The sequence below is a fragment of the Klebsiella sp. H-Nf2 genome, from assembly GCF_002806645.1.
In the GTDB taxonomy this organism is placed as follows: domain Bacteria; phylum Pseudomonadota; class Gammaproteobacteria; order Enterobacterales; family Enterobacteriaceae; genus Klebsiella; species Klebsiella variicola.
The window spans coordinates 306,026-330,579 of the sequence record NZ_PIBL01000005.1; the positions used below are offsets into that span (position 1 = coordinate 306,026).

A 24,554-nucleotide genomic window follows, 5' to 3' on the forward strand; every position below is an offset into this window, starting at 1 on the left:
GCCTATTCCTCTCCCGCCAGCCGCTGATACTGTCTGAAACGCGCCCGGGCATCGTCCTCCGTTTGCCGGAACAGCGCGTCCGCCAGATCCGGCGTGGTTTTATGCAGCGCGGCGTAGCGCACCTCGCCGAGCAAAAAGTCGCGGAAACTCTCTTCCGGCTCTTCGGAGTCCAGTATAAACGGCGTTTTGCCCTCGGCTTCCCGCTGCGGATGATAGCGCCACAGGTGCCAGTATCCCGCCTCCACCGCTCGCTTCGCCTCGCGCTGACTGCAGCGCATCCCGGCTTTCAGGCCGTGGTTGATACAGGCGGCATAGGCGATCACCAGCGACGGTCCCGGCCAGGCCTCGGCCTCGGCGATGGCCCGCAAGGTCTGATCTTTATCGGCGCCCATGGCGATCTGGGCGACGTAAACATTGCCGTAGCTCATCGCCATCATGCCGAGATCTTTTTTACGCGTGCGTTTTCCCTGAGCGGCAAATTTGGCGATCGCCGCCACCGGGGTCGACTTGGACGACTGGCCGCCGGTGTTGGAGTAGACCTCGGTATCAAACACCAGAATATTGACGTCTTCCCCACTGGCCAGCACATGATCGAGGCCGCCAAAGCCGATATCGTAGGCCCAGCCGTCGCCGCCGAAGATCCACTGCGAACGCCGGACGAAATAGTCGCGGTTCTGCCAGAGCTGCTCCAGCAGCGGGACGCCCTCTTTTTCCTCCGCCAGCAACGCACTGAGGCGGTCCGCGCGCTCGCGGGTCCCCTCCCCCTCATCCTGCTGCGCCAGCCACTGCTGCATCGCGGCGTGAAGCGCGTCGCTGACCGGCAGCGCCAGCGCGGCGGTCAGCTCCTCGGCGATCTGTTGGCGGATCGCCTGGCCGCCAAGCATCATGCCGAGACCGAACTCCGCGTTATCCTCAAACAGCGAGTTTGCCCAGGCCGGCCCGTGGCCGCGATGGTTGGTGGTATAGGGCATCGAAGGCGCGCTGGCGCCCCAGATCGAAGAGCAGCCGGTGGCGTTGGCGATCAGCATCCGGTCGCCAAACAGCTGGGTAATAAGCCGGGCATAGGGCGTTTCTCCACAGCCCGCGCAGGCGCCGGAAAACTCCAGCAGCGGCGTTTCGAACTGGCTGCCTTTGACCGTCGTTTTACGAAACGGGTTATCTTTTGGCGCCAGTCCCAGGGCGTAATCCCAGACCGGAGCCATCGCACGCTGGCTGTCGAGGGAGACCATCTGCAGCGCCTTGCCGCGCGACGGGCAGCTCTCCACGCAGTTGCCGCAGCCGGAGCAGTCCAGCGGCGAGATAGCCAGATGATAGTGATAGTCTTTGGCCCCCTGAGCGGGTTTACTCAGCAGCCCGGCGGGAGCCGTGTCCTGCTCTTCAGCGCTCAGTAACGCCGGGCGGATCGCCGCATGCGGGCAGACAAAGGCGCACTGGTTACACTGGGTACAGCCGTCAGGCTGCCAGACCGGCACCTCCAGCGCGATGCCGCGCTTCTCCCAGGCGGCGGTGCCGGAGGGAAAGGTGCCGTCTTCCATCCCGGCGAAGGCGCTCACCGGCAGCAGGTCGCCACGCTGGCGGTTCATGGGCTGCAGGATATCGCGGATGAAATCCGGCATCAGGGCGCTCGCCTGCGGTGCCGGCGCCTCGAGGGTCGCCCAGTGAGCGGGAACCGTCACCCGGTGCAGCGCCGCCATCCCCAGCTCGATAGCCCGCTGGTTCATCTCAATGACGCTCGCCCCTTTGCTGCCATAGCTTTTCTCCACCGCCTGCTTGAGATAGTCCGCCGCCGTTTGCGGCTCGATAATCGCCGTCAGCTTAAAGAACGCCGCCTGCATCAGCATGTTAAAGCGCCCGCCGAGGCCCAGCTCACGGGCGATGTCCACCGCATTGAGGGTATAAAAGTCGATCTTTTCCTGCGCCAGATAGCGCCGGACGCTGACCGGCAGGTGCTGCTCCAGCTCCGCCTCGGACCAGCTGCAGTTGAGCAGAAAAGTGCCTCCCGGCTTCAGCCCCTCCAGCAGGTCGTAGCGGTCGACATAGGATTGCTGAGAGCAGGCGATAAAATCGGCCCGGTGGATCAGGTAGGGCGAGGTGATCGGCCGGTCGCCAAAGCGCAGGTGCGAAACGGTGATCCCCCCGGACTTTTTCGAGTCGTAGGAAAAGTAAGCCTGGGCGTAGAGTGGCGTGTTATCGCCGATGATCTTGATGGCGCTTTTGTTCGCCCCGACGGTGCCATCCGAGCCCATCCCCCAGAATTTGCAGGCGGTGATCCCGGCATGGGAGACCGCCAGCGGTTCCTGCCGGGCGGGCAGCGAGGTAAAAGTGACATCATCGACAATACCCAGAGTAAAGCCGTCCTTCGGCAGCGGCTGCCTGAGGTTGTCAAACACCGCGGCGATATCGTTGGGCAGCACGTCCTTACCGCCGAGCGCGTAGCGGCCGCCGACAATCAGCGGCGCATCGTCGCGTTGATAGAAGGCGTTCTTGACGTCGAGGCACAGCGGTTCCGCCTGCGCCCCCGGCTCTTTGGTACGGTCAAGGACGGCAATACGCTGCACGCTGGCGGGCAGTTGCGCGAAAAAGTGCGCCAGCGAGAACGGCCGATAGAGATGGACGCTGAGCAGCCCCACCTTCTCCCCCGCCGCATTCAGCGTCTCCACCACCTCCTGGACGGTGTCGCACACTGAGCCCATGGCGATAATCACCCGCTCGGCATCCGGCGCGCCGTGGTAATTAAACAGGTGATATTCCCGCCCGGTCAGCGCGGTGATCTTCGCCATATAGCTTTCCACCAGATCGGGCAGCGCGAGGTAGAAGCGGTTACCGGCCTCCCGCTCCTGGAAGTAGATATCCGGATTTTGCGCGGTGCCGCGGATCACCGGATGATCCGGGTGCAGCGCCTGCCGACGAAAGCGCTCCAGCGCCGGGCGGTCCAGCAGCGTCGCCAGTTGCTCATACGCCAGCACCTCAATCTTCTGTATTTCGTGCGAGGTGCGAAAGCCGTCGAAGAAATTGATAAACGGGATCCGCCCGGCGATCGCCGTCAGGTGCGCCACCGCCGACAGGTCCATCACCTGCTGAACGTTATTCTCCACCAGCATGGCGCAGCCGGTCTGGCGTACCGCCATCACGTCCTGGTGGTCGCCAAAAATATTCAGCGAATTGGTCGCCAGCGCCCGCGCGCTGACGTGAAAAACGCCTGGCAGCAGTTCACCGGCAATTTTGTACAAATTGGGGATCATCAGCAGCAGCCCCTGCGACGCGGTGTAGGTGGTGGTGAGCGCTCCCGCCTGCAGCGCGCCGTGCACCGCCCCGGCGGCACCGGCTTCGGATTGCATCTCCATCAGGCGCACCGGCTGGCCAAACAGATTCTTTTTCCCCTTAGCGGCCCATTCATCGACATTTTCCGCCATCGGCGTGGAGGGGGTGATGGGGTAGATGGCCGCCACGTCGGTAAAGGCGTAGGAGATCCAGGCCGCCGCCGTGTTGCCATCCATTGTTTTCATGTTTCCGGACATCGTTCAATCCTCAAAGGTGAGCGTTCTCTTTACCGCGGCAGCCCGCGGCAAACCCTGTCACCTCTCCAAGCACAGCCTGTGCCAGCTCGCAAATTGCCGCCTGTCACTCATCAATTCAACAGGTTAAGGGAAGAAACGCGCAGGCCCGTCCGGCGGGATTGCGGGGAATAAGACACTGTGCGCGACAAGCTGTTGAACAGGTGACAAAGCGCCGCGCCGGGCCCGTGGGGGGAAATTGTTCTGTTTCGCACATTTGGTGGCGTTATTGTGCCGTTTGCTCAGCCTCCCGGCGCGGCCGGTTTACAAAAAACATTTATTTATCAAATGGCTGAACAAAAATTCGCAGCTGGTACGTTCCCTGCACTTCTCTGCTGGCAAACACTCAACAACAGGAGAAGTCACCATGACCATGCGTCAATGCGCTATCTACGGTAAAGGCGGTATCGGTAAATCCACCACCACCCAGAATCTCGTCGCGGCCCTCGCCGAGATGGGTAAGAAAGTGATGATCGTCGGCTGCGATCCGAAAGCGGACTCCACCCGTCTGATCCTTCACGCTAAAGCCCAGAACACCATCATGGAGATGGCGGCGGAAGTGGGCTCGGTCGAGGATCTGGAGCTCGAAGACGTTCTGCAAATCGGCTATGGCGATGTCCGTTGCGCCGAATCCGGCGGCCCGGAGCCAGGCGTCGGCTGCGCCGGACGCGGGGTGATCACCGCCATCAACTTCCTCGAGGAAGAAGGCGCCTATGAAGAAGATTTGGATTTCGTCTTCTATGACGTCCTCGGCGACGTGGTCTGCGGCGGCTTCGCTATGCCGATCCGCGAAAACAAAGCTCAGGAGATCTACATCGTCTGCTCCGGCGAGATGATGGCGATGTATGCCGCCAACAATATCTCCAAAGGGATCGTGAAGTACGCCAAATCCGGCAAGGTGCGCCTCGGCGGCCTGATCTGTAACTCGCGCAAAACCGACCGGGAAGACGAACTGATCATCGCCCTGGCGGAGAAGCTTGGCACGCAGATGATCCACTTCGTTCCCCGCGACAACATTGTGCAGCGCGCGGAGATCCGCCGGATGACGGTGATCGAGTACGACCCGACCTGTCAGCAGGCCAACGAATATCGTCAACTGGCGCAGAAGATCGTCAATAACACCAAAAAAGTGGTGCCGACGCCGTGCACCATGGACGAGCTGGAATCGCTGCTGATGGAGTTCGGCATCATGGAAGAAGAAGACACCAGCATCATTGGTAAAACCGCCGCTGAAGAAAACGCGGCCTGAGCACAGGATCCTCACCATGACCAACGCAACAGGCGAACGTAACCTTGCGCTCATCCAGGAAGTCCTGGAGGTGTTTCCCGAAACCGCGCGCAAAGAGCGCAGAAAGCACATGATGATCAGCGATCCGCAGATGGAGAGCGTCGGCAAGTGCATTATCTCGAACCGTAAATCGCAGCCCGGGGTGATGACCGTGCGTGGCTGCGCCTATGCGGGCTCGAAAGGGGTGGTGTTTGGGCCAATCAAAGACATGGCCCATATCTCGCACGGCCCCATCGGCTGCGGCCAGTATTCGCGCGCCGGACGGCGCAACTACTATACCGGCGTCAGCGGCGTCGACAGCTTCGGCACCCTGAACTTCACCTCTGATTTTCAGGAGCGCGATATTGTTTTCGGCGGCGATAAAAAGCTGACCAAACTGATCGAAGAGATGGAGCTGCTGTTCCCGCTGACCAAAGGGATCACCATCCAGTCGGAGTGCCCGGTGGGCCTGATCGGCGATGACATCAGCGCCGTGGCCAACACCAGCAGCAAGGCGCTGGATAAACCGGTGATCCCGGTGCGCTGCGAAGGCTTTCGCGGCGTATCGCAATCGCTGGGCCACCATATCGCCAACGACGTGGTGCGCGACTGGGTGCTGAACAATCGCGAAGGGCAGCCGTTTGCCAGCACCCCGTACGATGTTGCCATCATTGGCGATTACAACATCGGCGGCGACGCCTGGGCCTCGCGCATTCTGCTGGAGGAGATGGGGCTGCGCGTAGTGGCGCAGTGGTCCGGCGACGGCACCCTGGTGGAGATGGAGAACACCCCGTTCGTTAAGCTCAACCTCGTCCACTGCTACCGTTCGATGAACTATATCGCCCGCCATATGGAGGAGAAACATCAGATCCCGTGGATGGAATATAACTTCTTCGGCCCGACCAAAATCGCCGAATCGCTGCGCAAGATCGCCGATCAATTTGATGACACCATTCGCGCCAATGCGGAAGCGGTGATCGCCAAATATGAGGGGCAGATGGCGGCCATCATCGCCAAATATCGCCCGCGGCTGGAGGGGCGCAAAGTGCTGCTGTACATGGGGGGGCTGCGGCCGCGCCACGTCATCGGCGCCTATGAGGATCTCGGGATGGAGATCATCGCCGCCGGCTACGAGTTTGCCCATAACGATGATTACGACCGCACCCTGCCGGACCTGAAAGAGGGCACCCTGCTGTTTGACGATGCCAGCAGCTATGAGCTGGAGGCCTTCGTCAAAGCGCTGAAACCTGACCTCATCGGCTCCGGGATCAAAGAGAAATATATCTTTCAGAAAATGGGGGTGCCGTTCCGCCAGATGCACTCCTGGGACTATTCCGGCCCCTATCACGGCTATGACGGCTTCGCCATCTTTGCCCGCGATATGGATATGACCCTGAACAATCCAGCGTGGAACGAACTGACTGCCCCGTGGCTGAAGTCTGCGTGATTGCCCCTTCACTGTCCCGTCAGTCCACCGATTTGTGGCGCGGGAGGAGAACACCATGAGCCAAACGATCGATAAAATTCACAGCTGTTATCCGCTGTTTGAACAGGATGAATACCAGACCCTGTTCCAGAATAAAAAGACCCTTGAAGAGGCGCACGACGCGCAGCGTGTACAGGAGGTTTTTGCCTGGACCACCACCGCCGAGTATGAAGCGCTGAACTTCCAGCGCGAGGCGCTGACCGTCGACCCGGCAAAAGCCTGCCAGCCGCTCGGCGCCGTACTCTGCGCGCTGGGGTTCGCCGGCACCCTGCCCTACGTGCACGGCTCCCAGGGCTGCGTCGCCTATTTTCGCACCTACTTTAACCGCCATTTTAAAGAACCGGTCGCCTGCGTCTCCGACTCCATGACCGAGGACGCGGCGGTGTTCGGCGGCAACAACAACATGAATCTGGGCCTGCAGAATGCCAGCGCGCTGTATAAACCCGAGATTATCGCCGTCTCCACCACCTGCATGGCCGAGGTGATCGGCGACGATCTGCAGGCGTTTATCGCCAACGCCAAAAAAGAGGGATTTGTTGACGACAGCATCGCCATTCCTTACGCCCATACCCCCAGCTTTATCGGCAGCCATGTCACCGGCTGGGACAATATGTTCGAAGGGTTCGCGAAGACCTTTACCGCTGACTACGCCGGGCAGCCGGGCAAACAGCAAAAGCTCAATCTGGTGACCGGATTTGAGACCTATCTCGGCAACTTCCGCGTGCTGAAGCGGATGATGGCGCAGATGGATGTCCCGTGCAGCCTGCTCTCCGACCCATCAGAGGTGCTCGACACCCCCGCCGACGGCCATTACCGGATGTACGCCGGCGGCACCAGCCAGCAGGAGATCAAAACCGCGCCGGACGCCATTGACACCCTGCTGCTGCAGCCGTGGCAGCTGGTGAAAAGCAAAAAGGTGGTTCAGGAGATGTGGAACCAGCCCGCCACCGAGGTGGCCGTTCCGCTGGGCCTGGCCGCCACCGACGCGCTGCTAATGACCGTCAGTCAGCTGACCGGCAAACCGATCGCCGACGCTCTGACCCTGGAGCGCGGCCGGCTGGTCGACATGATGCTGGATTCCCACACCTGGCTGCATGGCAAAAAATTCGGCCTCTACGGCGATCCGGATTTCGTGATGGGGCTGACGCGCTTCCTGCTGGAGCTGGGCTGCGAGCCGACGGTGATCCTCAGTCATAACGCCAATAAACGCTGGCAAAAAGCGATGAAGAAAATGCTCGATGCCTCGCCGTACGGTCAGGAAAGCGAAGTGTTCATCAACTGCGACCTGTGGCACTTCCGGTCGCTGATGTTCACCCGTCAGCCGGACTTTATGATCGGTAACTCCTACGGCAAGTTTATCCAGCGCGATACCCTGGCGAAAGGCAAAGCCTTCGAAGTGCCGCTGATCCGTCTGGGCTTTCCGCTGTTCGACCGCCATCATCTGCACCGCCAGACCACCTGGGGCTATGAAGGCGCAATGAACATCGTCACGACGCTGGTGAACGCCGTGCTGGAAAAACTGGACCACGACACCAGCCAGTTGGGCAAAACCGATTACAGCTTCGACCTCGTTCGTTAACCATCAGGCGCCCCGCCGCAGGCGGGGCCAGGAGGGAGTATGCCCATCGTGATTTTCCGTGAGCGCGGCGAGGCGTTGTATGCCTATATCGCCAAACAGGATCTGGAGGCCCGGGTGCTCCAGGTCGAACATGACGAGACGGACCGCTGGGGCGGCGCGATTGCCCTCGAGGGGGGACGTCGCTACTACGTCAATCCGCAGCCGGGGCGACCCGTCTTCCCGATAAGCCTGCGCGCCACCCGCAGCACGCTGCTATAAGGAGCTGGAAATGTCCGACAACGATACCCTTTTCTGGCGTCTGCTGGCGCTGTTCCAGACGCTGCCGGAGCTGCAGCCGGTGCAAGTCGTCGACTGGCTGGCGCAGGAGTGCGGCGAAACGTTGACCCCGGCACGGTTAACCACCCTGACGCAGCCTCAGCTGGCCGCCAGTTTTCCTTCGGCGACGGCGGTGATGTCCCCGGCCCGCTGGGCGCGGGTCATCGCCTGCCTGCAGGGGGTGCTGCCCGGCCATTTGCGCATCGCCCGCCATCCTCAGCGAACGCCGCAGCTGAGGGTCGCTTTTTGCTCGCAGGATGGCCTGGCCATCAATGGTCATTTTGGCCAGAACCGGCTGTTTTTTATCTATGCCTTCGATGACCAGGGCGGCTGGCTGGAGGATTTGCGCCGCTATGCCTCTTCTTCTGCCGCGTCTGACGCCAGTGAGATGCGCGCCAGGCTGCTGGAAGATTGCCATCTGCTGTTTTGTCAGGAGATTGGCGGGCCTGCTGCCGCGAGGTTGATCCGCCATCAAATCCATCCGATGAAAGCGCCGCCGGGCACGACGATTCAGGCTCAGTGCGACGCGGTAAGCGCGATGCTGGCCGGTCGGCTGCCGCCGTGGCTGGCGAAGCGCCTCAACCGGGATAACCCTCTGGAGGAACGTGTTTTTTAATCGTTGCGTTTTGCTTGTTGCCCGCCGACCCCGCGGGCTTTTTTTTCTGGCCAGATTATCGCAAACCACTGCCGCACGAAGGCAAAAAAATTCTGTTTAACAGAAGGTTCCGTTCACATTCACTCCTTAGTCATAAATAAACTTCTCAACAGGTGAACGGCATGGGGGGCGTTTCGCTCGCCCCCCATGACCCCCGGCATTGCGCTGAAAATTGCCGCTGCGCGGTACGCTCCACTCCGGCTTCATCTGGCGGGACGGGCGGCCAGCCCTTGATGTGCGCCTGCGTTCTCGCCAATTTTCTTTACGCGCCCCAACCCCCTCGCGGCGAGTCATTCGCCAATATGCGGCAATACTGTCGCGGTAAATCCAGTTATCAGCGCGATAAATCATGCCTTCCCCCTGTTTGATTGTTGCCTTTGTCGCAAAACCCACAACCCTTTTCCCTTAAAAATCAATCTCCCTCTCCCTGGAGCGCGAATTGCATCACCTCTCCGGTCTCCCACCGTCAACGAGGTCACTATGAAGGGAAAGGAAATTCTGGCGCTGCTGGACGAACCCGCCTGCGAGCACAACCAGAAGCAAAAATCCGGCTGCAGCGCTCCTAAGCCCGGCGCTACCGCCGGCGGCTGCGCCTTCGACGGCGCGCAGATAACGCTCCTGCCCATCGCCGACGTCGCGCACCTGGTGCACGGCCCCATCGGCTGCGCGGGCAGCTCGTGGGATAACCGCGGCAGCGTCAGCGCCGGCCCGGCCCTCAACCGGCTCGGCTTTACCACCGATCTTAACGAACAGGATGTGATTATGGGCCGCGGCGAACGCCGCCTGTTCCACGCCGTGCGTCACATCGTCGACCGCTATCATCCGGCGGCGGTCTTTATCTACAACACCTGCGTACCGGCGATGGAGGGCGATGACATCGAGGCGGTCTGCCAGGCCGCACAGACCGCCACCGGCGTCCCGGTCATCGCCATTGACGCCGCCGGTTTCTACGGCAGTAAAAATCTTGGCAACCGAATGGCGGGCGACGTGATGCTCAGGCAGGTGATTGGCCAGCGCGAACCGGCCCCGTGGCCGGACAACACGCCCTTTGCCCCGGCCCAGCGCCACGATATCGGCCTGATTGGCGAATTCAATATCGCCGGCGAGTTCTGGCAGGTCCAGCCGCTGCTCGACGAGCTGGGGATCCGCGTCCTCGGCAGCCTCTCCGGCGACGGCCGCTTTGCCGAGATCCAGACCCTGCACCGGGCGCAGGCCAATATGCTGGTGTGCTCGCGCGCGCTGATCAACGTCGCCCGGGGGCTGGAGCTGCGCTACGGCACGCCGTGGTTTGAAGGCAGCTTCTACGGGATCCGCGCCACCTCCGACGCCTTGCGCCAGCTGGCGACGCTGCTGGGGGATGACGACCTGCGCCGCCGCACCGACGCGCTAATCGCCCGCGAAGAGCAGGCGGCGGAGCAGGCCCTTGCGCCGTGGCGTGAGCAGCTCCGCGGGCGCAAAGTGCTGCTCTATACCGGCGGCGTGAAATCCTGGTCGGTGGTATCGGCCCTGCAGGATCTCGGCATGACCGTGGTGGCCACCGGCACGCGGAAATCCACCGAGGAGGACAAACAGCGGATCCGTGAGCTGATGGGCGACGAGGCGGTGATGCTTGAGGAGGGCAATGCCCGCACCCTGCTCGACGTGGTGTACCGCTATCAGGCGGACCTGATGATCGCCGGCGGGCGCAATATGTACACCGCCTGGAAAGCCCGGCTGCCGTTTCTCGATATCAATCAGGAGCGCGAGCACGCCTACGCCGGCTATCAGGGCATCATCACCCTCGCCCGCCAGCTCTGTCTGACCCTCGCCAGCCCCGTCTGGCCGCAAACGCATGCCCGCGCCCCGTGGCGCTAGGAGAACACCATGGCAGATATTATCCGCAGTGAAAAACCGCTGGCGGTGAGCCCGATTAAAACCGGGCAACCGCTCGGGGCAATCCTCGCCAGCCTCGGGCTGGCCCAGGCCATCCCGCTGGTCCACGGCGCCCAGGGCTGCAGCGCCTTCGCCAAAGTTTTCTTTATTCAGCATTTCCATGACCCGGTGCCGCTGCAGTCGACGGCTATGGATCCGACCGCCACGATCATGGGGGCCGACGGCAATATCTTCACCGCGCTCGACACCCTCTGCCAGCGCCACAGCCCGCAGGCCATCGTGCTGCTCAGCACCGGTCTGGCGGAAGCGCAGGGCAGCGATATCGCCCGGGTGGTGCGCCAGTTTCGCGAGGCGCATCCGCGCCATAACGGCGTGGCGATCCTCACCGTCAATACCCCGGATTTTTTTGGCTCTATGGAAAACGGCTACAGCGCGGTGATCGAGAGCGTGATCGAGCAGTGGGTCGCGCCGACACCGCGTCCAGGGCAGCGGCCCCGGCGGGTCAACCTGCTGGTCAGCCACCTCTGTTCGCCAGGGGACATCGAATGGCTGGGCCGCTGCGTGGAGGCCTTTGGCCTGCAGCCGGTGATCCTGCCGGACCTCTCGCAGTCAATGGATGGCCACCTCGGTGAAGGGGATTTTACGCCCCTGACCCAGGGCGGCGCCTCGCTGCGCCAGATTGCCCAGATGGGCCAGAGTCTGGGCAGCTTCGCCATTGGCGTGTCGCTCCAGCGGGCGGCATCGCTCCTGACCCAACGCAGCCGCGGCGACGTGATCGCCCTGCCGCATCTGATGACCCTCGACCATTGCGATACCTTTATCCATCAGCTGGCGAAGATGTCCGGACGCCGCGTACCGGCCTGGATTGAGCGCCAGCGCGGCCAGCTGCAGGATGCGATGATCGACTGCCATATGTGGCTTCAGGGCCAGCGCATGGCGATGGCGGCGGAGGGCGACCTGCTGGCGGCGTGGTGTGATTTCGCCCGCAGCCAGGGGATGCAGCCCGGCCCGCTGGTCGCCCCCACCAGCCACCCCAGCCTGCGCCAGCTGCCGGTCGATCAGGTCGTGCCGGGGGATCTTGAGGATCTGCAGCAGCTGCTGAGCCACCACCCCGCCGATCTGCTGGTGGCTAACTCTCACGCCCGCGATCTGGCGGAGCAGTTTGCCCTGCCGCTGATCCGCGTCGGTTTTCCCCTCTTCGACCGGCTCGGTGAGTTTCGTCGCGTCCGCCAGGGGTACGCCGGTATGCGAGATACGCTGTTTGAGCTGGCCAATCTGCTGCGCGACCGCCATCACCACACCGCCCTCTACCGCTCGCCGCTTCGCCAGGGCGCCGACCCCCAGCCGGCTTCAGGAGACGCTTATGCCGCCCATTAACCGTCAGTTTGATATGGTCCACGCCGACGAGTGGTCGATGAAAGTCGCCTTCGCCAGCTCCGATTACCGCCACGTCGATCAGCATTTCGGCGCCACGCCGCGGCTGGTGGTCTACGGCGTCAAAGCCGACCGGGTCACCCTGCTGCGGGTGGTGGAGTTCCCGGTCGCCAGCGGTCACCAGACCGAGAAGATAGCCGAGCGCATCCATGCCCTTGAGGATTGCGTCACCCTGTTCTGCGTGGCGATTGGCGAGGCGGTTTTTCGCCAGCTGCTGCAGGTGGGCGTCCGCGCCGAACGCGTCCCAGACCAGACCACCATCCTCGGCTTGCTGCAGGAGATCCAACTCTCCTGGTATGAAAAAGCGCAGCGCCGCAGCGCGCGGCAACGCGATCCGCAGCGCTTTAACCGCCTGCTGGAGGAGCAGGCGTGGCGGGAGGAGCCCGACCCGCTCCCCTGATCCTGTCGTTTATGTGACAAAGCCCACAAAACGCCACAACAGTGTCGGCCCTGTCGGGGGCGCTTAACCCGCCAGGTCATTAACAAATAAGGTTTTTATGCGTTGGTATCGCAATTGCTTGGGGGTCAGTACCACCGCCAGTCTGCGGTGTACCGCGCCCCGGCGTTTTCGTCATCATCCCTGGAGCTGACAGCATGTGGAACTACTCCGAGAAAGTGAAAGACCATTTTTTTCATCCCCGCAACGCGCGCGTGGTCGACAACGCCAACGCGGTGGGCGATGTGGGTTCATTAAGCTGCGGCGATGCGCTGCGCCTGATGCTGCGGGTTGATCCGCAGACCGAGATCATCGAGGAGGCGGGCTTCCAGACCTTCGGCTGCGGCAGCGCCATCGCCTCCTCTTCCGCGCTGACGGAGCTGATTATCGGCCACACCCTGACCGAAGCCGGGCAGATCACCAACCAGCAGATCGCCGACTACCTCGACGGTCTGCCGCCGGAAAAAATGCACTGCTCGGTGATGGGCCAGGAAGCGCTGCGTGCGGCCATCGCCCATTTTCGCGGCGAAAGCCTTGAGGAGGAGCATGAGGAGGGCAAGCTGATCTGTAAATGCTTCGGCGTCGACGAAGGGCATATTCGCCGGGCCGTGGTGAACAACGGCCTGACCACCCTCGAGGAAGTGATCAACTACACCAAAGCTGGCGGCGGCTGCACCGCCTGCCATGAAAAAATTGAGCTGGCGCTGGCGGCGATCCTCGCCCAACAGCCGCCAGCCCCCCTGCCAGCGGAGACGGCCCACGATGCGCACTGGCAAAGCGTGGTCGATACCATCAACGAACTGCGTCCGCACATTCAGGCCGACGGTGGCGACATGACGTTGCTCAACGTCACCCCGCGTCAGGTGACCGTCAGCCTCTCCGGCAGCTGCAGCGGCTGCATGATGACCGACATGACCCTCGCCTGGCTGCAGCAAAAGCTGATGGAGCGTACCGGAAGTTACATGGACGTGGTGGCGGCCCCGGCCGCGGTTAACTAACCCAAGGGGGATACGATGAAACCTGTTTATCTCGATAACAACGCCACCACCCGTCTCGACCCGATGGTTCTCGACGCGATGATGCCCTTTTTAACCGACTTTTACGGCAACCCTTCGTCGATACACGATTTTGGTCTGCCGGCGCAGGCGGCCCTTGAACGGGCGCACCAGCAGGTGGCCACCCTGCTCGGGGCCGACTACCCCAGCGAGATCATCTTTACCTCCTGCGCCACCGAGGCCACCACCACCGCTATCGCCTCGGCGGTGGCCCTGATGCCGGAGCGGCGCGAGATCATCACCAGCGCGGTCGAACATCCCGCCACTCTGGCGGTGTGCGAACAGCTGGAGCGCCAGGGATATCTGATCCACCGTATCGCCGTGGATCAGCAGGGCGCCCTGGATATGGCGCAGTTTCGGGCGGCGCTTAGCCCACGCGTGGCGCTGGTCAGCATCATGTGGGCCAATAACGAAACCGGCGTCATGTTCCCGGTGCCCGAACTGGCGGAGCTGGCTCATGAGCAGGGCGCGCTGTTTCACTGCGACGCGGTGCAGGTGGTGGGCAAAATCCCGATGGCGCTCAGCCAGACGCGGATCGATATGCTCTCCTGCTCGGCGCATAAATTCCACGGCCCCAAAGGGGTGGGCTGCCTCTGGCTACGCCGGGGAACGCGTTTTCGCCCGCTGCTGCGCGGCGGCCACCAGGCGCATGGCCGGCGGGCCGGTACGGAAAATATCAGCGGCATTGTCGGGATGGGCGCCGCCAGCGAGCTGGCGCAGGTTCATCTGCCGGGCATGGCGCAGATTAGCCAGCTGCGCGATCGTCTTGAACAGCATCTCCAGGCCACTATCCCTGCGGTGACGGTGATGGGCGGCAGCCAGCCGCGGGTGCCCGGCACCCTCAATCTGGCCTTCGAGTGTATCGAGGGCGAGGCAATCCTGCTGCTGATGAATCAGGCCGGGATCGCCGCCTCCAGCGGCAGCGCCTGCACCTCCGGCTCGCTGGAGCCGTCGCACGTCATGCGGGCAATGAATATCCCCTACACTGCGGCCCACGGTACCATCCGCTTCTCCCTCTCACGCTATACCCGGGAAAAAGAGATCGACTACGTCATCGCCACCCTGCCGTCGGTTATCGACCGGCTGCGCGCCCTGTCGCCTTACTGGCGACAGGGTCAGCCGCACCTGCAGGATGGCGCCTTCACGCCGGTCTACGGCTAAGGCGGGGGAGACAATGATGGGACGCGTACTGATTAACGACACCACCCTGCGCGATGGTGAACAGAGTCCCGGCGTGGCCTTTCAGGCCAGCGAAAAGATCGCTATCGCCGAGGCGCTGTACGCGGCGGGGATCGAAGCCATGGAGGTCGGCACCCCGGCGATGGGCGAGGAGGAGTGCGTCCGCATCCGGCAGGTGCGCCGACAGCTCCCGGGCGCCACGCTGATGACCTGGTGCCGGATGCAGGCGGGAGAAATTCGCCAGAGCGCCGACCTGGGCATGGACTGGGTGGATATCTCCATCCCCGCCTCCGACAAGCTGCGGCAGTACAAACTGCGCGAAGGCTTACCGCTGCTGCTGGAGCGGCTGGCGGCCCTGATCCACCTCGCCCACACCCTTGGCCTGAAGGTCTGCATTGGCTGTGAGGACGCCTCGCGAGCCAGCGACGCGACGCTGCAGGACATTGCCCGCCTGGCCCGGGAGGCGGGAGCCACCCGTCTGCGCTATGCCGATACCGTCGGTATCCTCGACCCGTTCACCACCGCGGCGCAGATCACCGCCCTGCGCCGCGTCTGGCCCGGCGAACTCGAAATGCACGCCCATAACGATCTGGGTCTGGCCACCGCCAACACCCTGGCGGCGGTGCGCGCCGGGGCCACCAGCGTCAACACCACCGTGCTGGGCCTGGGCGAACGCGCGGGCAACGCGGCGCTGGAAACCGTGGCGCTCGGGCTGGAGCGCTGCCTGGGCGTCGAGACCGGCGTGCGTTTCACCGCCCTGCCGGCGCTGTGCGAGCAGGTGGCCCTTGCCACCCGCCGCCCGGTGGATCCCCAGCAGCCGCTGGTGGGCGAGCTGGTTTTTACCCACGAATCCGGCGTGCATGTTGCGGCACTGCTGCGCGACAGCGAGAGCTATCAGGCGATCGACCCCGCCCTGCTGGGCCGCGGCTATCGGCTGGTGCTGGGGAAACACTCCGGTCGCCAGGCGGTTAACGGCGTCTTCGATCGGATGGGCTATCACCTGACGTCAGCGCAAATTGACCAGCTGCTGCCAGCGCTGCGTCGCTTTGCCGAAAACGGCAAACGCAGCCCGCGGGATGATGAGCTGGCGGCAATCTACCACGCGCTCTGCGGCGCCGAAACGCTGCAGGCCAGGGGGTGAGTATGGAGTGGTTTTATCAGATCCCCGGCGTGGGCGACCTGCGCTCCGCCGATGCATTCTTTCAGTTTTTCGCCGTTCCCTACCAGCCCGAGCGCCTGGCCCACTGCAGCCTGCCGGTGCTGGCCACCTTTCACCGCAAGCTGAAGGCGGAAGTGCCTCTGCTCAACCAGCTGGAGGAGAACCCGCGCGCGCACTGGCTGCTGGCGCGCCGACTGCTGGCGGAGAGTTATCAGCAACAGTTCGAGGAGAACACGCCATGAGACCCCAATTTACCTTTAGCGAAGCGGTCCGCGTCGTGCGCGCCATCCGTAACGATGGCACCTATGCGGGCCTGCCGTCCGGCGCCCTGCTGGTGCGCCGGGGCAGCATCGGCTATGTCCGCGACTGGGGGGTATTCTTGCAGGACCAGATCATCTACCAGATCCACTTCCCGGACTGCGACCGGGTGGTCGGCTGCCGCGAACAGGAGCTGATTGCCGGCGATCGACCCTGGCTGGCCGGCAATCTGCAGTATGGCGATAGCGTAATCTGTCAGACGGCGCTGGCGATGCAGGGCGAGATGGTGGTCAGCGTCGGGCAGTTGGGGCGCATCGAAGCCACCGACCGGGGCGAGCATGGCGACGGCTATATCGTCGACTTCGGCGGCCGCTGGTTCCAGGTCCCGGTAAGCGCGCTGGCGCTGGCAGAGGAGGAAGGATAATGGAGCCATGGCAACGATTTGGCCGACAGCGGCTGGCGCAGAGCCGCTGGAACTGCAAGCCGGCGGCCATCGACGCGGTCGACCGGCAGGCCTTCGAGGCGGCCTGGCAGCGCCAGGCCCAGATGGAGCAGCTCATCGTCGCCCAAATTGCGCCGGAGGCGATCCCCGCCGCGCTGCTGGAGGGCCTCGCCACTTCGCTGGGCGCCTGGCTGGATGAGGGAGGATTTACGCCAGCGGAGCGGGCGGCGATCGTTCTGCACCACGCCCGGCTGGAAACCGCCTTCGCCGGGATTGCCAGCCAGGCGCCGCGGCCGGATCCCGCCACGGTGCAGGCCTGGTATCTGCGGCATCAGGCGCAGTTTATACGCCCGGAACAGCGCCTGACCCGCCATCTGCTGCTCACCGTCGATGGCGACGACCAGGCGATTTACTCGCGCATACGGGAGCTTCATGGGCAAATCGAAGCCTCTCGTGAGGCGTTTGCGCCGCTGGCCCAGCGACACTCCCACTGCCCGAGCGCACTGGACGGCGGACTGCTGGGCTGGATCGGCCGGGGGCTGCTCTATCCGCAGCTGGAGGAGGCGCTGTTTGCGCTGGAGGAACATGCGCTGAGCGCGCCGGTGGCCAGTGAGCTCGGCTGGCATCTGATCTGGTGTGAGGCCATTCGCCCTGCCGCGCCGATGACGCCTGAGCAGGCGCTGGAAAGCGCCCGCGATTACCTCAGTCAACAGAGCCAGCGCCGCCACCAGCGCCAGTGGCTGGCCGAGATGTTAGCGCGCCAGCCGGGGCTGTGCGGGTAGCCGACAGGCTACCCGCCATCACCTACAGCAGATGCGGTTTAATCTCCTCAAGCCAGGTCGCCAGACGCGCGTCGGTCTCGTCGAACTGGTTATCCTGGTCCAGCACCAGCCCGACAAAGCGATCCCCCTCCAGCGCCGATGAGGCGCTGAACTCATACCCCTCGTTCGGCCAGCTGCCGATCATCGTCGCCCCGCGGGCAAGCAGGGCGTCGTACAGCGGCCGCAGCCCGCTGGCGAAGTTATCCGGATAGCCACGCTGATCGCCGAGGCCAAACAGCGCCACCGTTTTTCCCTGCAGACTGACGTCGCCGAGGTTGCGGATAAACTCGGCCCACGACTCGCTCTCGCCCCCGGCCTCAAGGCCCGGCAGCTGGCCGTCGCCCAGCGTCGGCGTCCCCAGCAGCAGGGCCGGGTAGGCCAGCAGGTCCGCCAGCGTGGCGCGGTTAATATTGACCGGGGCAGCGGCGGCCTCCCCCAGCTGCTTGTGGATCAGTTTCGCGATCTTGCGGGTTTTACCGGTGTCGGTACCAAAGAAAATGCCAATGTTCGCCATAGTACGCTCCTGTCGGAATGGTGTTGAAAAAAGGAATGACGACAGAGGTATTGCGAAGGCTGTGCCAGGTTGCCCTGCACCGCGACGGCCCATCCCTGCCCCATCAGGATCGCTTCGCCTCACGATGCCGTGCGCCAAAGGCGCCCCCGGCGGGGCGAAAGGTAAAAATCCGTGAATTTTCCCCCTGTCGGATCAATGTTTCGCGTGGTCGCTCCGATAAGGGCGCACACTTTGCATGGTTATCCGGGTTCGGCTTACCCCGCCGCGTTCCGCGCACGGTGTCGGACAATTTGTCATAACTGCGACACAGGAGTTTGCGATGACCCTGAACATGATGCTCGATAACGCCGCGCCGGAGGCCATCGCCGGCGCGCTGATTCAACAACATCCGGGGCTGTTTTTTACCATGGTGGAACAGGCCTCGGTGGCCATCTCCCTCACCGATGCCAGCGCCAGGATCATTTACGCCAACCCGGCGTTTTGCCGCCAGACTGGCTATTCGCTGGCGCAATTGTTAAACCAGAACCCGCGCCTGCTGGCCAGCAGCCAGACGCCGCGCGAGATCTATCAGGAGATGTGGCATACCCTGCTCCAGCGTCAGCCCTGGCGCGGTCAGCTGATTAATCAGCGTCGGGACGGCGGCCTGTACCTGGTGGAGATTGACATCACCCCGGTGCTTAGCCCGCAAGGGGAACTGGAGCATTATCTGGCGATGCAGCGGGATATCAGCGTCAACTACACCCTCGAACAGCGGCTGCGCAACCATATGACCCTGATGGAGGCGGTGCTGAATAATATCCCCGCCGCCGTGGTGGTGGTGGACGAGCAGGATCGGGTGGTGATGGACAACCTCGCCTATAAAACCTTCTGCGCTGACTGCGGCGGCCGGGAGCTGCTCACCGAGCTGCAGGTCTCCCCTGGCCGGATGACGCCCGGCGTGGAGGCGATCCTGCCGGTGGCGCTCCGCGGGGCCGCGCGCTGGCTGTCGGTGACCTGCTGGCCGTTGCCCGGCGTCAGTGAAGAGGCCAGCCGCTACTTTATCGACAGCGCGCTGGCGCGGACCCTGGTGGTGATCGCCGACTGTACCCAGCAGCGTCAGCAGCAGGAGCAAGGGCGCCTTGACCGGCTGAAGCAGCAAATGACCGCCGGCAAGCTGCTGGCGGCGATCCGCGAGTCGCTGGACGCCGCGCTGATCCAGTTGAACTGCCCGATTAACATGCTGGCGGCAGCCCGTCGGCTGAACGGCGAGGGAAGCGGGAATGTGGCGCTGGAGGCCGCCTGGCGTGAAGGAGAAGAGGCGATGGCGCGGCTCCAGCGTTGTCGCCCCTCGCTGGATCTCGAAAACCCCGCCGTCTGGCCGCTGCAGCCCTTTTTCGACGATCTGTGCGCCCTCTACCGTACCCGCTTCGATCCCGACGGGCTGCAGGTCGACATGGCCTCACCGCATCTGATCGGCTTTGGCCAGCGCACCCCGCTGCTGGCGTGCTTAAGCCTGTGGCTCGACCGCACCCTGGCCCTCGCCGCCGAATTGCCCTCTGTGCCGCTGGCGATGCAGCTCTATGCCGAGGAGAACGACGGCTGGCTGTCGCTGTACCTGACTGACAACGTGCCGCTGCTGCAGGTGCGCTACGCCCACTCCCCCGACGCGCTGAACTCGCCGGGCAAAGGCATGGAGTTGCGGCTGATCCAGACCCTGGTGGCGCACCATCGCGGGGCCATTGAGCTGGCTTCCCGACCGCAGGGCGGCACCTGCCTGACCCTGCGTTTCCCGCTGTTTAACACCCTGACCGGAGGTGAAGCATGATCCCTGAATCCGACCCGGACACCACCGTCAGACGCTTCGATCTCTCTCAGCAGTTCACCGCCATGCAGCGGATAAGCGTGGTGCTGAGCCGGGCCACCGAGGCCAGCAAAACGCTGCAGGAGGTGCTCAGCGTATTGCACAACGATGCTTTTATGCAGCACGGGATGATTTGCCTGTACGACAGCGAGCAGGAGATCCTCAGTATCGAAGCGCTGCAGCAAACCGGCCAGCAGCCCCTCCCCGGCAGCACGCAGATCCGCTATCGCCCCGGCGAGGGACTGGTGGGGACCGTGCTGGCCCAGGGGCAGTCGCTGGTGCTGCCCCGGGTCGCCGACGATCAGCGTTTTCTCGACCGCCTGAGCCTCTACGATTACGATCTGCCGTTTATCGCCGTACCGTTGATGGGGCCCAACGCCCGGCCAATAGGGGTGCTGGCGGCCCAACCGATGGCGCGCCAGGAAGAGCGACTGCCGGCCTGCACCCGTTTTCTCGAAACCGTCGCCAACCTCGTCGCCCAGACCATCCGGCTGATGATCCTTCCGGCCTCACCCGCCCTGTCGAGCCGCCAGCCGCCGAAGGTGGAACGGCCGCCGGCCTGCTCGTCGTCGCGCGGCGTGGGCCTTGACAATATGGTCGGCAAGAGCCCGGCGATGCGCCAGATCGTGGAGGTGATCCGTCAGGTTTCGCGCTGGGACACCACCGTGCTGGTGCGCGGCGAAAGCGGCACCGGGAAAGAGCTGATCGCTAATGCCATCCATCACCATTCGCCGCGGGCTGGCGCCGCCTTCGTCAAATTTAACTGCGCGGCGCTGCCGGACACCCTGCTGGAAAGCGAACTGTTCGGCCATGAGAAAGGCGCCTTTACCGGGGCGGTGCGTCAGCGTAAAGGACGTTTTGAGCTGGCGGATGGCGGCACCCTGTTCCTCGATGAGATTGGTGAAAGCAGCGCCTCGTTCCAGGCCAAGCTGCTGCGTATCCTCCAGGAGGGGGAGATGGAGCGGGTCGGCGGCGATGAGACCCTGCGGGTGAACGTCCGCATCATCGCCGCCACCAACCGTCACCTGGAGGAGGAGGTCCGGCTGGGCCATTTCCGTGAGGATCTCTACTATCGTCTGAACGTGATGCCCATCGCCCTGCCCCCGCTGCGCGAGCGTCAGGAGGACATCGCCGAGCTGGCGCACTTCCTGGTGCGCAAAATCGGCCAGCATCAGGGGCGCACGCTACGGATCAGCGAGGGCGCGATCCGCCTGCTGATGGAGTACAGCTGGCCGGGTAATGTTCGCGAACTGGAGAACTGCCTCGAACGATCGGCGGTGATGTCGGAGAGTGGCCTGATCGATCGCGACGTGATCCTCTTCACTCACCAGGATCGTCCCGCCAAAGCCCTGCCTGCCAGCGGGCCAGCGGAAGACAGCTGGCTGGACAACAGCCTGGACGAACGCCAGCGACTGATCGCCGCGCTGGAAAAAGCCGGCTGGGTGCAGGCCAAGGCGGCACGGCTGCTGGGGATGACGCCGCGCCAGGTCGCTTACCGGATCCAGATCATGGATATCACCCTGCCGCGTCTGTAGGCAGCGGTGTCAGGTTCAGGACATTGTCGTCAGTGCGGCAGGAACGCGACAATGTTGTGCCGCAGGGATGCGGGATAACGCTTTATTTTTCAGCCAGATAAAAAATTCGTCACTGGTACGTCGTTTGCAGCAGGAAGGTATCGCCCAACCATGAAGGTACGACCATGACTTCCTGCTCTTCTTTTTCCGGCGGTAACGCCTGTCAGTCGGCGGACGCCAGCGCGTTAGCGCCGCGGGTGGCCGACAAGGTCGCCGCGCACCCCTGCTACTCCCGCAGCGGGCACCACCGTTTCGCCCGGATGCATCTTCCGGTCGCCCCGGCCTGCAATCTGCAGTGCAACTACTGCAACCGTAAATTCGACTGCAGCAATGAGTCCCGTCCCGGGGTGTCATCGACGCTGCTGACCCCCGAGCAGGCGGTGTTGAAAGTGCGCCAGGTGGCCCAGGCCATCCCGCAGCTGTCGGTGGTCGGCATAGCCGGGCCCGGCGATCCGCTGGCCAATATGACCCGCACCTTCCGCACCCTGGAGCTGGTCCGCGACCAGCTTCCGGACCTCAAATTATGCCTGTCGACCAACGGGCTGATGCTGCCCGACGCGGTCGATCACCTGCTGGAGGTCGGCGTGGATCACGTCACGGTGACCATTAATACCCTGGATGCCGATATCGCCGGGCAAATCTATGCCTGGCTGTGGCTCGACGGCGAACGCTACCGCGGCCGGGAAGCTGGGGAGATCCTGATTGCCCGCCAGCTTGAAGGGGTCCGCAGGCTGACCGCCGCGGGGGTGCTGGTCAAGATAAACTCGGTGCTGATCCCGGGGATCAACGACGGCGGCATGGCCGAGGTCGGCCGTCGTTTGCGGGAAAGCGGCGCGTTTATTCACAATATTATGCCGCTGATTGCCAGACCGGAGCACGGCACGGTCTTTGGTCTCAACGGCCAGCCGGAGCCGGACGCCGGGATGCTCGCCGCGATCCGCAGCCAGTGCGGGGAGGTGATGCCGCAGATGACCCACTGCCACCAGTGCCGTGCCGACGCCATCGGCATGCTGGGCGAAGATCGCAGCCAGCAGTTCACCCGGCTGCCGGACCCGGACAGCCTCCCCGACTGGCTGCCCATCCTCCACCAGCGCGCCGAACTTCATGCCAGCCTCGCTACGCAGGGGGAGTCGGACGCGGATGACGCCTGTCTGGTGGCCGTGGCCTCCCGCCACGGCGAGGTCATTGACTGTCATTTTGGCCATGCCGACCGCTTCTCGATCTACAGCCTGTCGGCCGCCGGTATGGTGCTGGTGGGCGAGCGCTTTACGCCAAAATATTGCCGCGGCGAAGAGGAGTGTGAGCCACAGGAGAACGAGGCCAGACTGGCGGCGCTGCTGGCGCTGCTCGCCGACGTGAAAGCGGTGTTCTGCGTGCGTATCGGCCATACGCCATGGCAGCAGCTGGAATTGCAGGGTATTGAGCCGCAGGTGGACGGCGCGTGGCGTTCGGTCGCCGAGGTGCTGCCCGCCTGGTGGCAGCAGCGGCGCCAAAGCCTGGCGGCATCGCGCCTGCGTCAGGGAGTCGCCTGATGGCGCCGGTCGACTGGTTAACTCGCCTGTGGCGACTGTATCACGCCGGAAAAGGCTGCTTTCCGCTGCGGATGGGGCTGACTCCCGGAGCGTGGCGGTCACTGCAGCAGCGGCTGGGCGAGGTGGCGACGCCACTGGACAGCGCGACGCTGAGCCGCCGTCGGCTGATGACCGAGCTGAATGCCACCCGTGACGAAGAGCGTCGGCAGCTGGGACAGTGGCTGACGGAGTGGATGGCGCCGGGGGCTGAACCGATGGCGCAGATCGTTGCCGAGGTGTCGCTGGCGTTTAACCATCTGTGGGAGGATCTGGGACTCGATTCGCGGGCGGAACTGGGCCGGCTGATGAGCGACTGCTTTCCGCAGCTGGTGGTGCAGAACGTCCACCATATGCGCTGGAAAAAGTTCTTTTACCGCCAGCGCTGCCTGCAGTCGCAGGGGGAGATTGTCTGCCGATCGCCGAGCTGCGACGAATGCCTGGAGCGCAGCCTCTGCTTCGAACCGCCGCCGCTATAAACAAGCCGCAGCCCCCTGCGGCTGACCCAACCACACACGCGTTTTACCCCTTTACGCGGGTTTCTGCCGGGTGGCGCTTCGCTTACCCGGCCTACAACCCCAAATCACCACTGGATCAGGGGCTACTGAAACTGCCGGTGCTGGCGGCCTCAAAATCGCTGAGACGTTCCCGGCAGGCCGGGGCAGCCCGCATGGATGCGGGCTGAGGGCCGTGTTTTGCACGGACGCTGCCTCGGCCCGACCCGAAGCCTGCAGGGAAAAGTCGAAGGTACCACGAAGTGGCGATTTTGCTGGCCGGAGCCCGGGGGTACAGGGGGCGGCGGCGACTGGCCGCCCCCTGTGCGCTCCCTGCGCCATGAGAGACATAACGCAGAAGACTAACCGGGAGCGCAATGTGCGCTGGAGCCACAGATAACATAAATGACTGCACGACGGTGCTTTCCCTCACCCTAACCCTCTCCCGGAGGGAGAGGGAACCGTCCGGTCGTCGTTTCCGTAGCCAACATATTGCCGGGTGGCGGCTGCGCCTGACCCGGCCTACGGAGTCTGAGAACGTGGTAAACCGATAACAGTCTCCACCGCCGCCGGGCAATACATCAGGCTCCGTGCCCAACATGTTGCCGGGTAGCGCTTCGCTTACCCGGCCTACAAAGCCATTTATATATCAGAAGGTTACTCAACACCGTAGGCCCGGCAAGCGCAGCGCCGCCGGGCAATATATCAAGCTCCGAGCCCAGCATATTGCCGGGTGGCGCTTCGCTTACCCGGCCTACAAAGCCATTTATATATCACAAGGTTAACCATCACCGTAGGCCCGGCAAGCGCAGCGCCGCCGGGCAAGGACAGCGGGCGCGGAGCCGCTTTTGTGCCGGGTGGCGCTTCGCTTACCCGGCCTACGGGGTTCAGACCCAGTATGTGTATCGCCGCCGGACCTGGGGCCGCTGAAACTGCCGGTGCTGGCGGCCTCAAAATCGCTGAGACGTTCCCGGAAGGCCGGGGCAGCCCGCATGGATGCGGGCTGAGGGCCGTGTTTTGCACGGACGCTGCCTCGGCCCGACCCGAAGCCT

The 24,554-nt window shown here is 63.5% G+C and carries 20 protein-coding genes; 18 read left to right on the top strand and 2 right to left on the bottom strand.

The window, feature by feature from the left end; all coding sequences use genetic code 11:
- Nucleotides 1–2: 2 nt before the first annotated feature.
- The gene (gene nifJ, locus CWM58_RS15490; protein ID WP_100681268.1) at nucleotides 3–3,518 is read right to left on the bottom strand and encodes a pyruvate:ferredoxin (flavodoxin) oxidoreductase; all 3,516 of its coding nucleotides are present in this window, start codon (nucleotides 3,516–3,518) and stop codon (nucleotides 3–5) included.
- 403 nt (nucleotides 3,519–3,921) lie between these two features.
- Between nifJ and nifH the strand changes: the two genes are divergently transcribed.
- The 14 genes from nifH to nifM all read left to right on the top strand — a co-directional run bounded on the left by nifH (nucleotide 3,922) and on the right by nifM (nucleotide 17,473).
- Complete coding sequence (gene nifH / locus CWM58_RS15495; RefSeq protein ID WP_004203553.1) at nucleotides 3,922–4,803, top strand: nitrogenase iron protein; 882 nt, start codon at nucleotides 3,922–3,924, stop codon at nucleotides 4,801–4,803.
- A gap of 16 nt (nucleotides 4,804–4,819) precedes the next feature.
- Complete coding sequence (gene nifD / locus CWM58_RS15500) at nucleotides 4,820–6,268, top strand: nitrogenase molybdenum-iron protein alpha chain (RefSeq protein WP_100681269.1); 1,449 nt, start codon at nucleotides 4,820–4,822, stop codon at nucleotides 6,266–6,268.
- Nucleotides 6,269–6,323: 55 nt separating this feature from the next.
- Nucleotides 6,324–7,886: a nitrogenase molybdenum-iron protein subunit beta gene (gene nifK, locus CWM58_RS15505; protein WP_008804133.1), complete on the top strand. Its 1,563-nt coding sequence runs from the start codon at nucleotides 6,324–6,326 to the stop codon at nucleotides 7,884–7,886.
- Nucleotides 7,887–7,925: 39 nt separating this feature from the next.
- Nucleotides 7,926–8,144, top strand: coding sequence for a putative nitrogen fixation protein NifT (gene nifT / locus CWM58_RS15510; RefSeq protein ID WP_004203557.1), 219 nt, complete (start codon nucleotides 7,926–7,928; stop codon nucleotides 8,142–8,144).
- 10 nt (nucleotides 8,145–8,154) lie between these two features.
- Nucleotides 8,155–8,817, top strand: a complete 663-nt coding sequence (locus tag CWM58_RS15515; RefSeq protein ID WP_074385344.1) for a NifB/NifX family molybdenum-iron cluster-binding protein — start codon at nucleotides 8,155–8,157, stop codon at nucleotides 8,815–8,817.
- Between the two features lie 519 nt (nucleotides 8,818–9,336).
- Nucleotides 9,337–10,710, top strand: a complete 1,374-nt coding sequence (gene nifE, locus CWM58_RS15520; RefSeq protein ID WP_100681270.1) for a nitrogenase iron-molybdenum cofactor biosynthesis protein NifE — start codon at nucleotides 9,337–9,339, stop codon at nucleotides 10,708–10,710.
- Nucleotides 10,711–10,719: 9 nt separating this feature from the next.
- Entirely contained in the window at nucleotides 10,720–12,105 is a 1,386-nt protein-coding gene (gene nifN / locus CWM58_RS15525; RefSeq protein ID WP_100681271.1) for a nitrogenase iron-molybdenum cofactor biosynthesis protein NifN, read from the top strand.
- Nucleotides 12,092–12,562, top strand: a complete 471-nt coding sequence (locus CWM58_RS15530) for a NifB/NifX family molybdenum-iron cluster-binding protein (protein WP_061153952.1) — start codon at nucleotides 12,092–12,094, stop codon at nucleotides 12,560–12,562. Before nifN ends, CWM58_RS15530 begins: the two co-directional genes overlap by 14 nt.
- A gap of 194 nt (nucleotides 12,563–12,756) precedes the next feature.
- Nucleotides 12,757–13,596, top strand: a complete 840-nt coding sequence (gene nifU, locus CWM58_RS15535; RefSeq protein ID WP_061153951.1) for a Fe-S cluster assembly protein NifU — start codon at nucleotides 12,757–12,759, stop codon at nucleotides 13,594–13,596.
- 15 nt (nucleotides 13,597–13,611) lie between these two features.
- Entirely contained in the window at nucleotides 13,612–14,814 is a 1,203-nt protein-coding gene (nifS, locus tag CWM58_RS15540; RefSeq protein WP_100681272.1) for a cysteine desulfurase NifS, read from the top strand.
- 16 nt (nucleotides 14,815–14,830) lie between these two features.
- Nucleotides 14,831–15,973, top strand: coding sequence for a homocitrate synthase (gene nifV, locus CWM58_RS15545; protein ID WP_100681293.1), 1,143 nt, complete (start codon nucleotides 14,831–14,833; stop codon nucleotides 15,971–15,973).
- A 2-nt stretch (nucleotides 15,974–15,975) separates the two neighbouring features.
- Nucleotides 15,976–16,233, top strand: coding sequence for a nitrogenase-stabilizing/protective protein NifW (locus CWM58_RS15550; RefSeq protein ID WP_061153949.1), 258 nt, complete (start codon nucleotides 15,976–15,978; stop codon nucleotides 16,231–16,233).
- Nucleotides 16,230–16,673, top strand: coding sequence for a nitrogen fixation protein NifZ (locus tag CWM58_RS15555; RefSeq protein WP_100681273.1), 444 nt, complete (start codon nucleotides 16,230–16,232; stop codon nucleotides 16,671–16,673). The genes CWM58_RS15550 and CWM58_RS15555 overlap by 4 nt, the downstream gene beginning before the upstream one ends.
- Entirely contained in the window at nucleotides 16,673–17,473 is an 801-nt protein-coding gene (gene nifM / locus CWM58_RS15560) for a nitrogen fixation protein NifM (RefSeq protein WP_100681274.1), read from the top strand. Before CWM58_RS15555 ends, nifM begins: the two co-directional genes overlap by 1 nt.
- Nucleotides 17,474–17,495: 22 nt before the next feature.
- Here the strand turns inward: nifM and CWM58_RS15565 are convergent, their stop codons facing one another.
- Complete coding sequence (locus tag CWM58_RS15565; RefSeq protein ID WP_100681275.1) at nucleotides 17,496–18,026, bottom strand: flavodoxin; 531 nt, start codon at nucleotides 18,024–18,026, stop codon at nucleotides 17,496–17,498.
- A gap of 319 nt (nucleotides 18,027–18,345) precedes the next feature.
- Here CWM58_RS15565 and nifL point away from each other — a divergent pair, with 319 nt between their 5' ends.
- The 4 genes from nifL to CWM58_RS15585 all read left to right on the top strand — a co-directional run bounded on the left by nifL (nucleotide 18,346) and on the right by CWM58_RS15585 (nucleotide 23,487).
- Entirely contained in the window at nucleotides 18,346–19,830 is a 1,485-nt protein-coding gene (gene nifL / locus CWM58_RS15570; protein ID WP_100681276.1) for a nitrogen fixation negative regulator NifL, read from the top strand.
- Entirely contained in the window at nucleotides 19,827–21,401 is a 1,575-nt protein-coding gene (nifA, locus tag CWM58_RS15575; RefSeq protein WP_008804120.1) for a nif-specific transcriptional activator NifA, read from the top strand. The genes nifL and nifA overlap by 4 nt, the downstream gene beginning before the upstream one ends.
- Nucleotides 21,402–21,565: 164 nt before the next feature.
- Nucleotides 21,566–22,972 (top strand): nitrogenase cofactor biosynthesis protein NifB, encoded by a 1,407-nt coding sequence (gene nifB / locus CWM58_RS15580; RefSeq protein WP_100681277.1) that lies wholly within the window; start codon nucleotides 21,566–21,568, stop codon nucleotides 22,970–22,972.
- On the top strand, nucleotides 22,972–23,487 hold the full coding sequence (locus tag CWM58_RS15585) for a nitrogen fixation protein NifQ (RefSeq protein ID WP_100681278.1): 516 nt from the start codon (nucleotides 22,972–22,974) through the stop codon (nucleotides 23,485–23,487). Before nifB ends, CWM58_RS15585 begins: the two co-directional genes overlap by 1 nt.
- Nucleotides 23,488–24,554 lie beyond the last annotated feature (1,067 nt).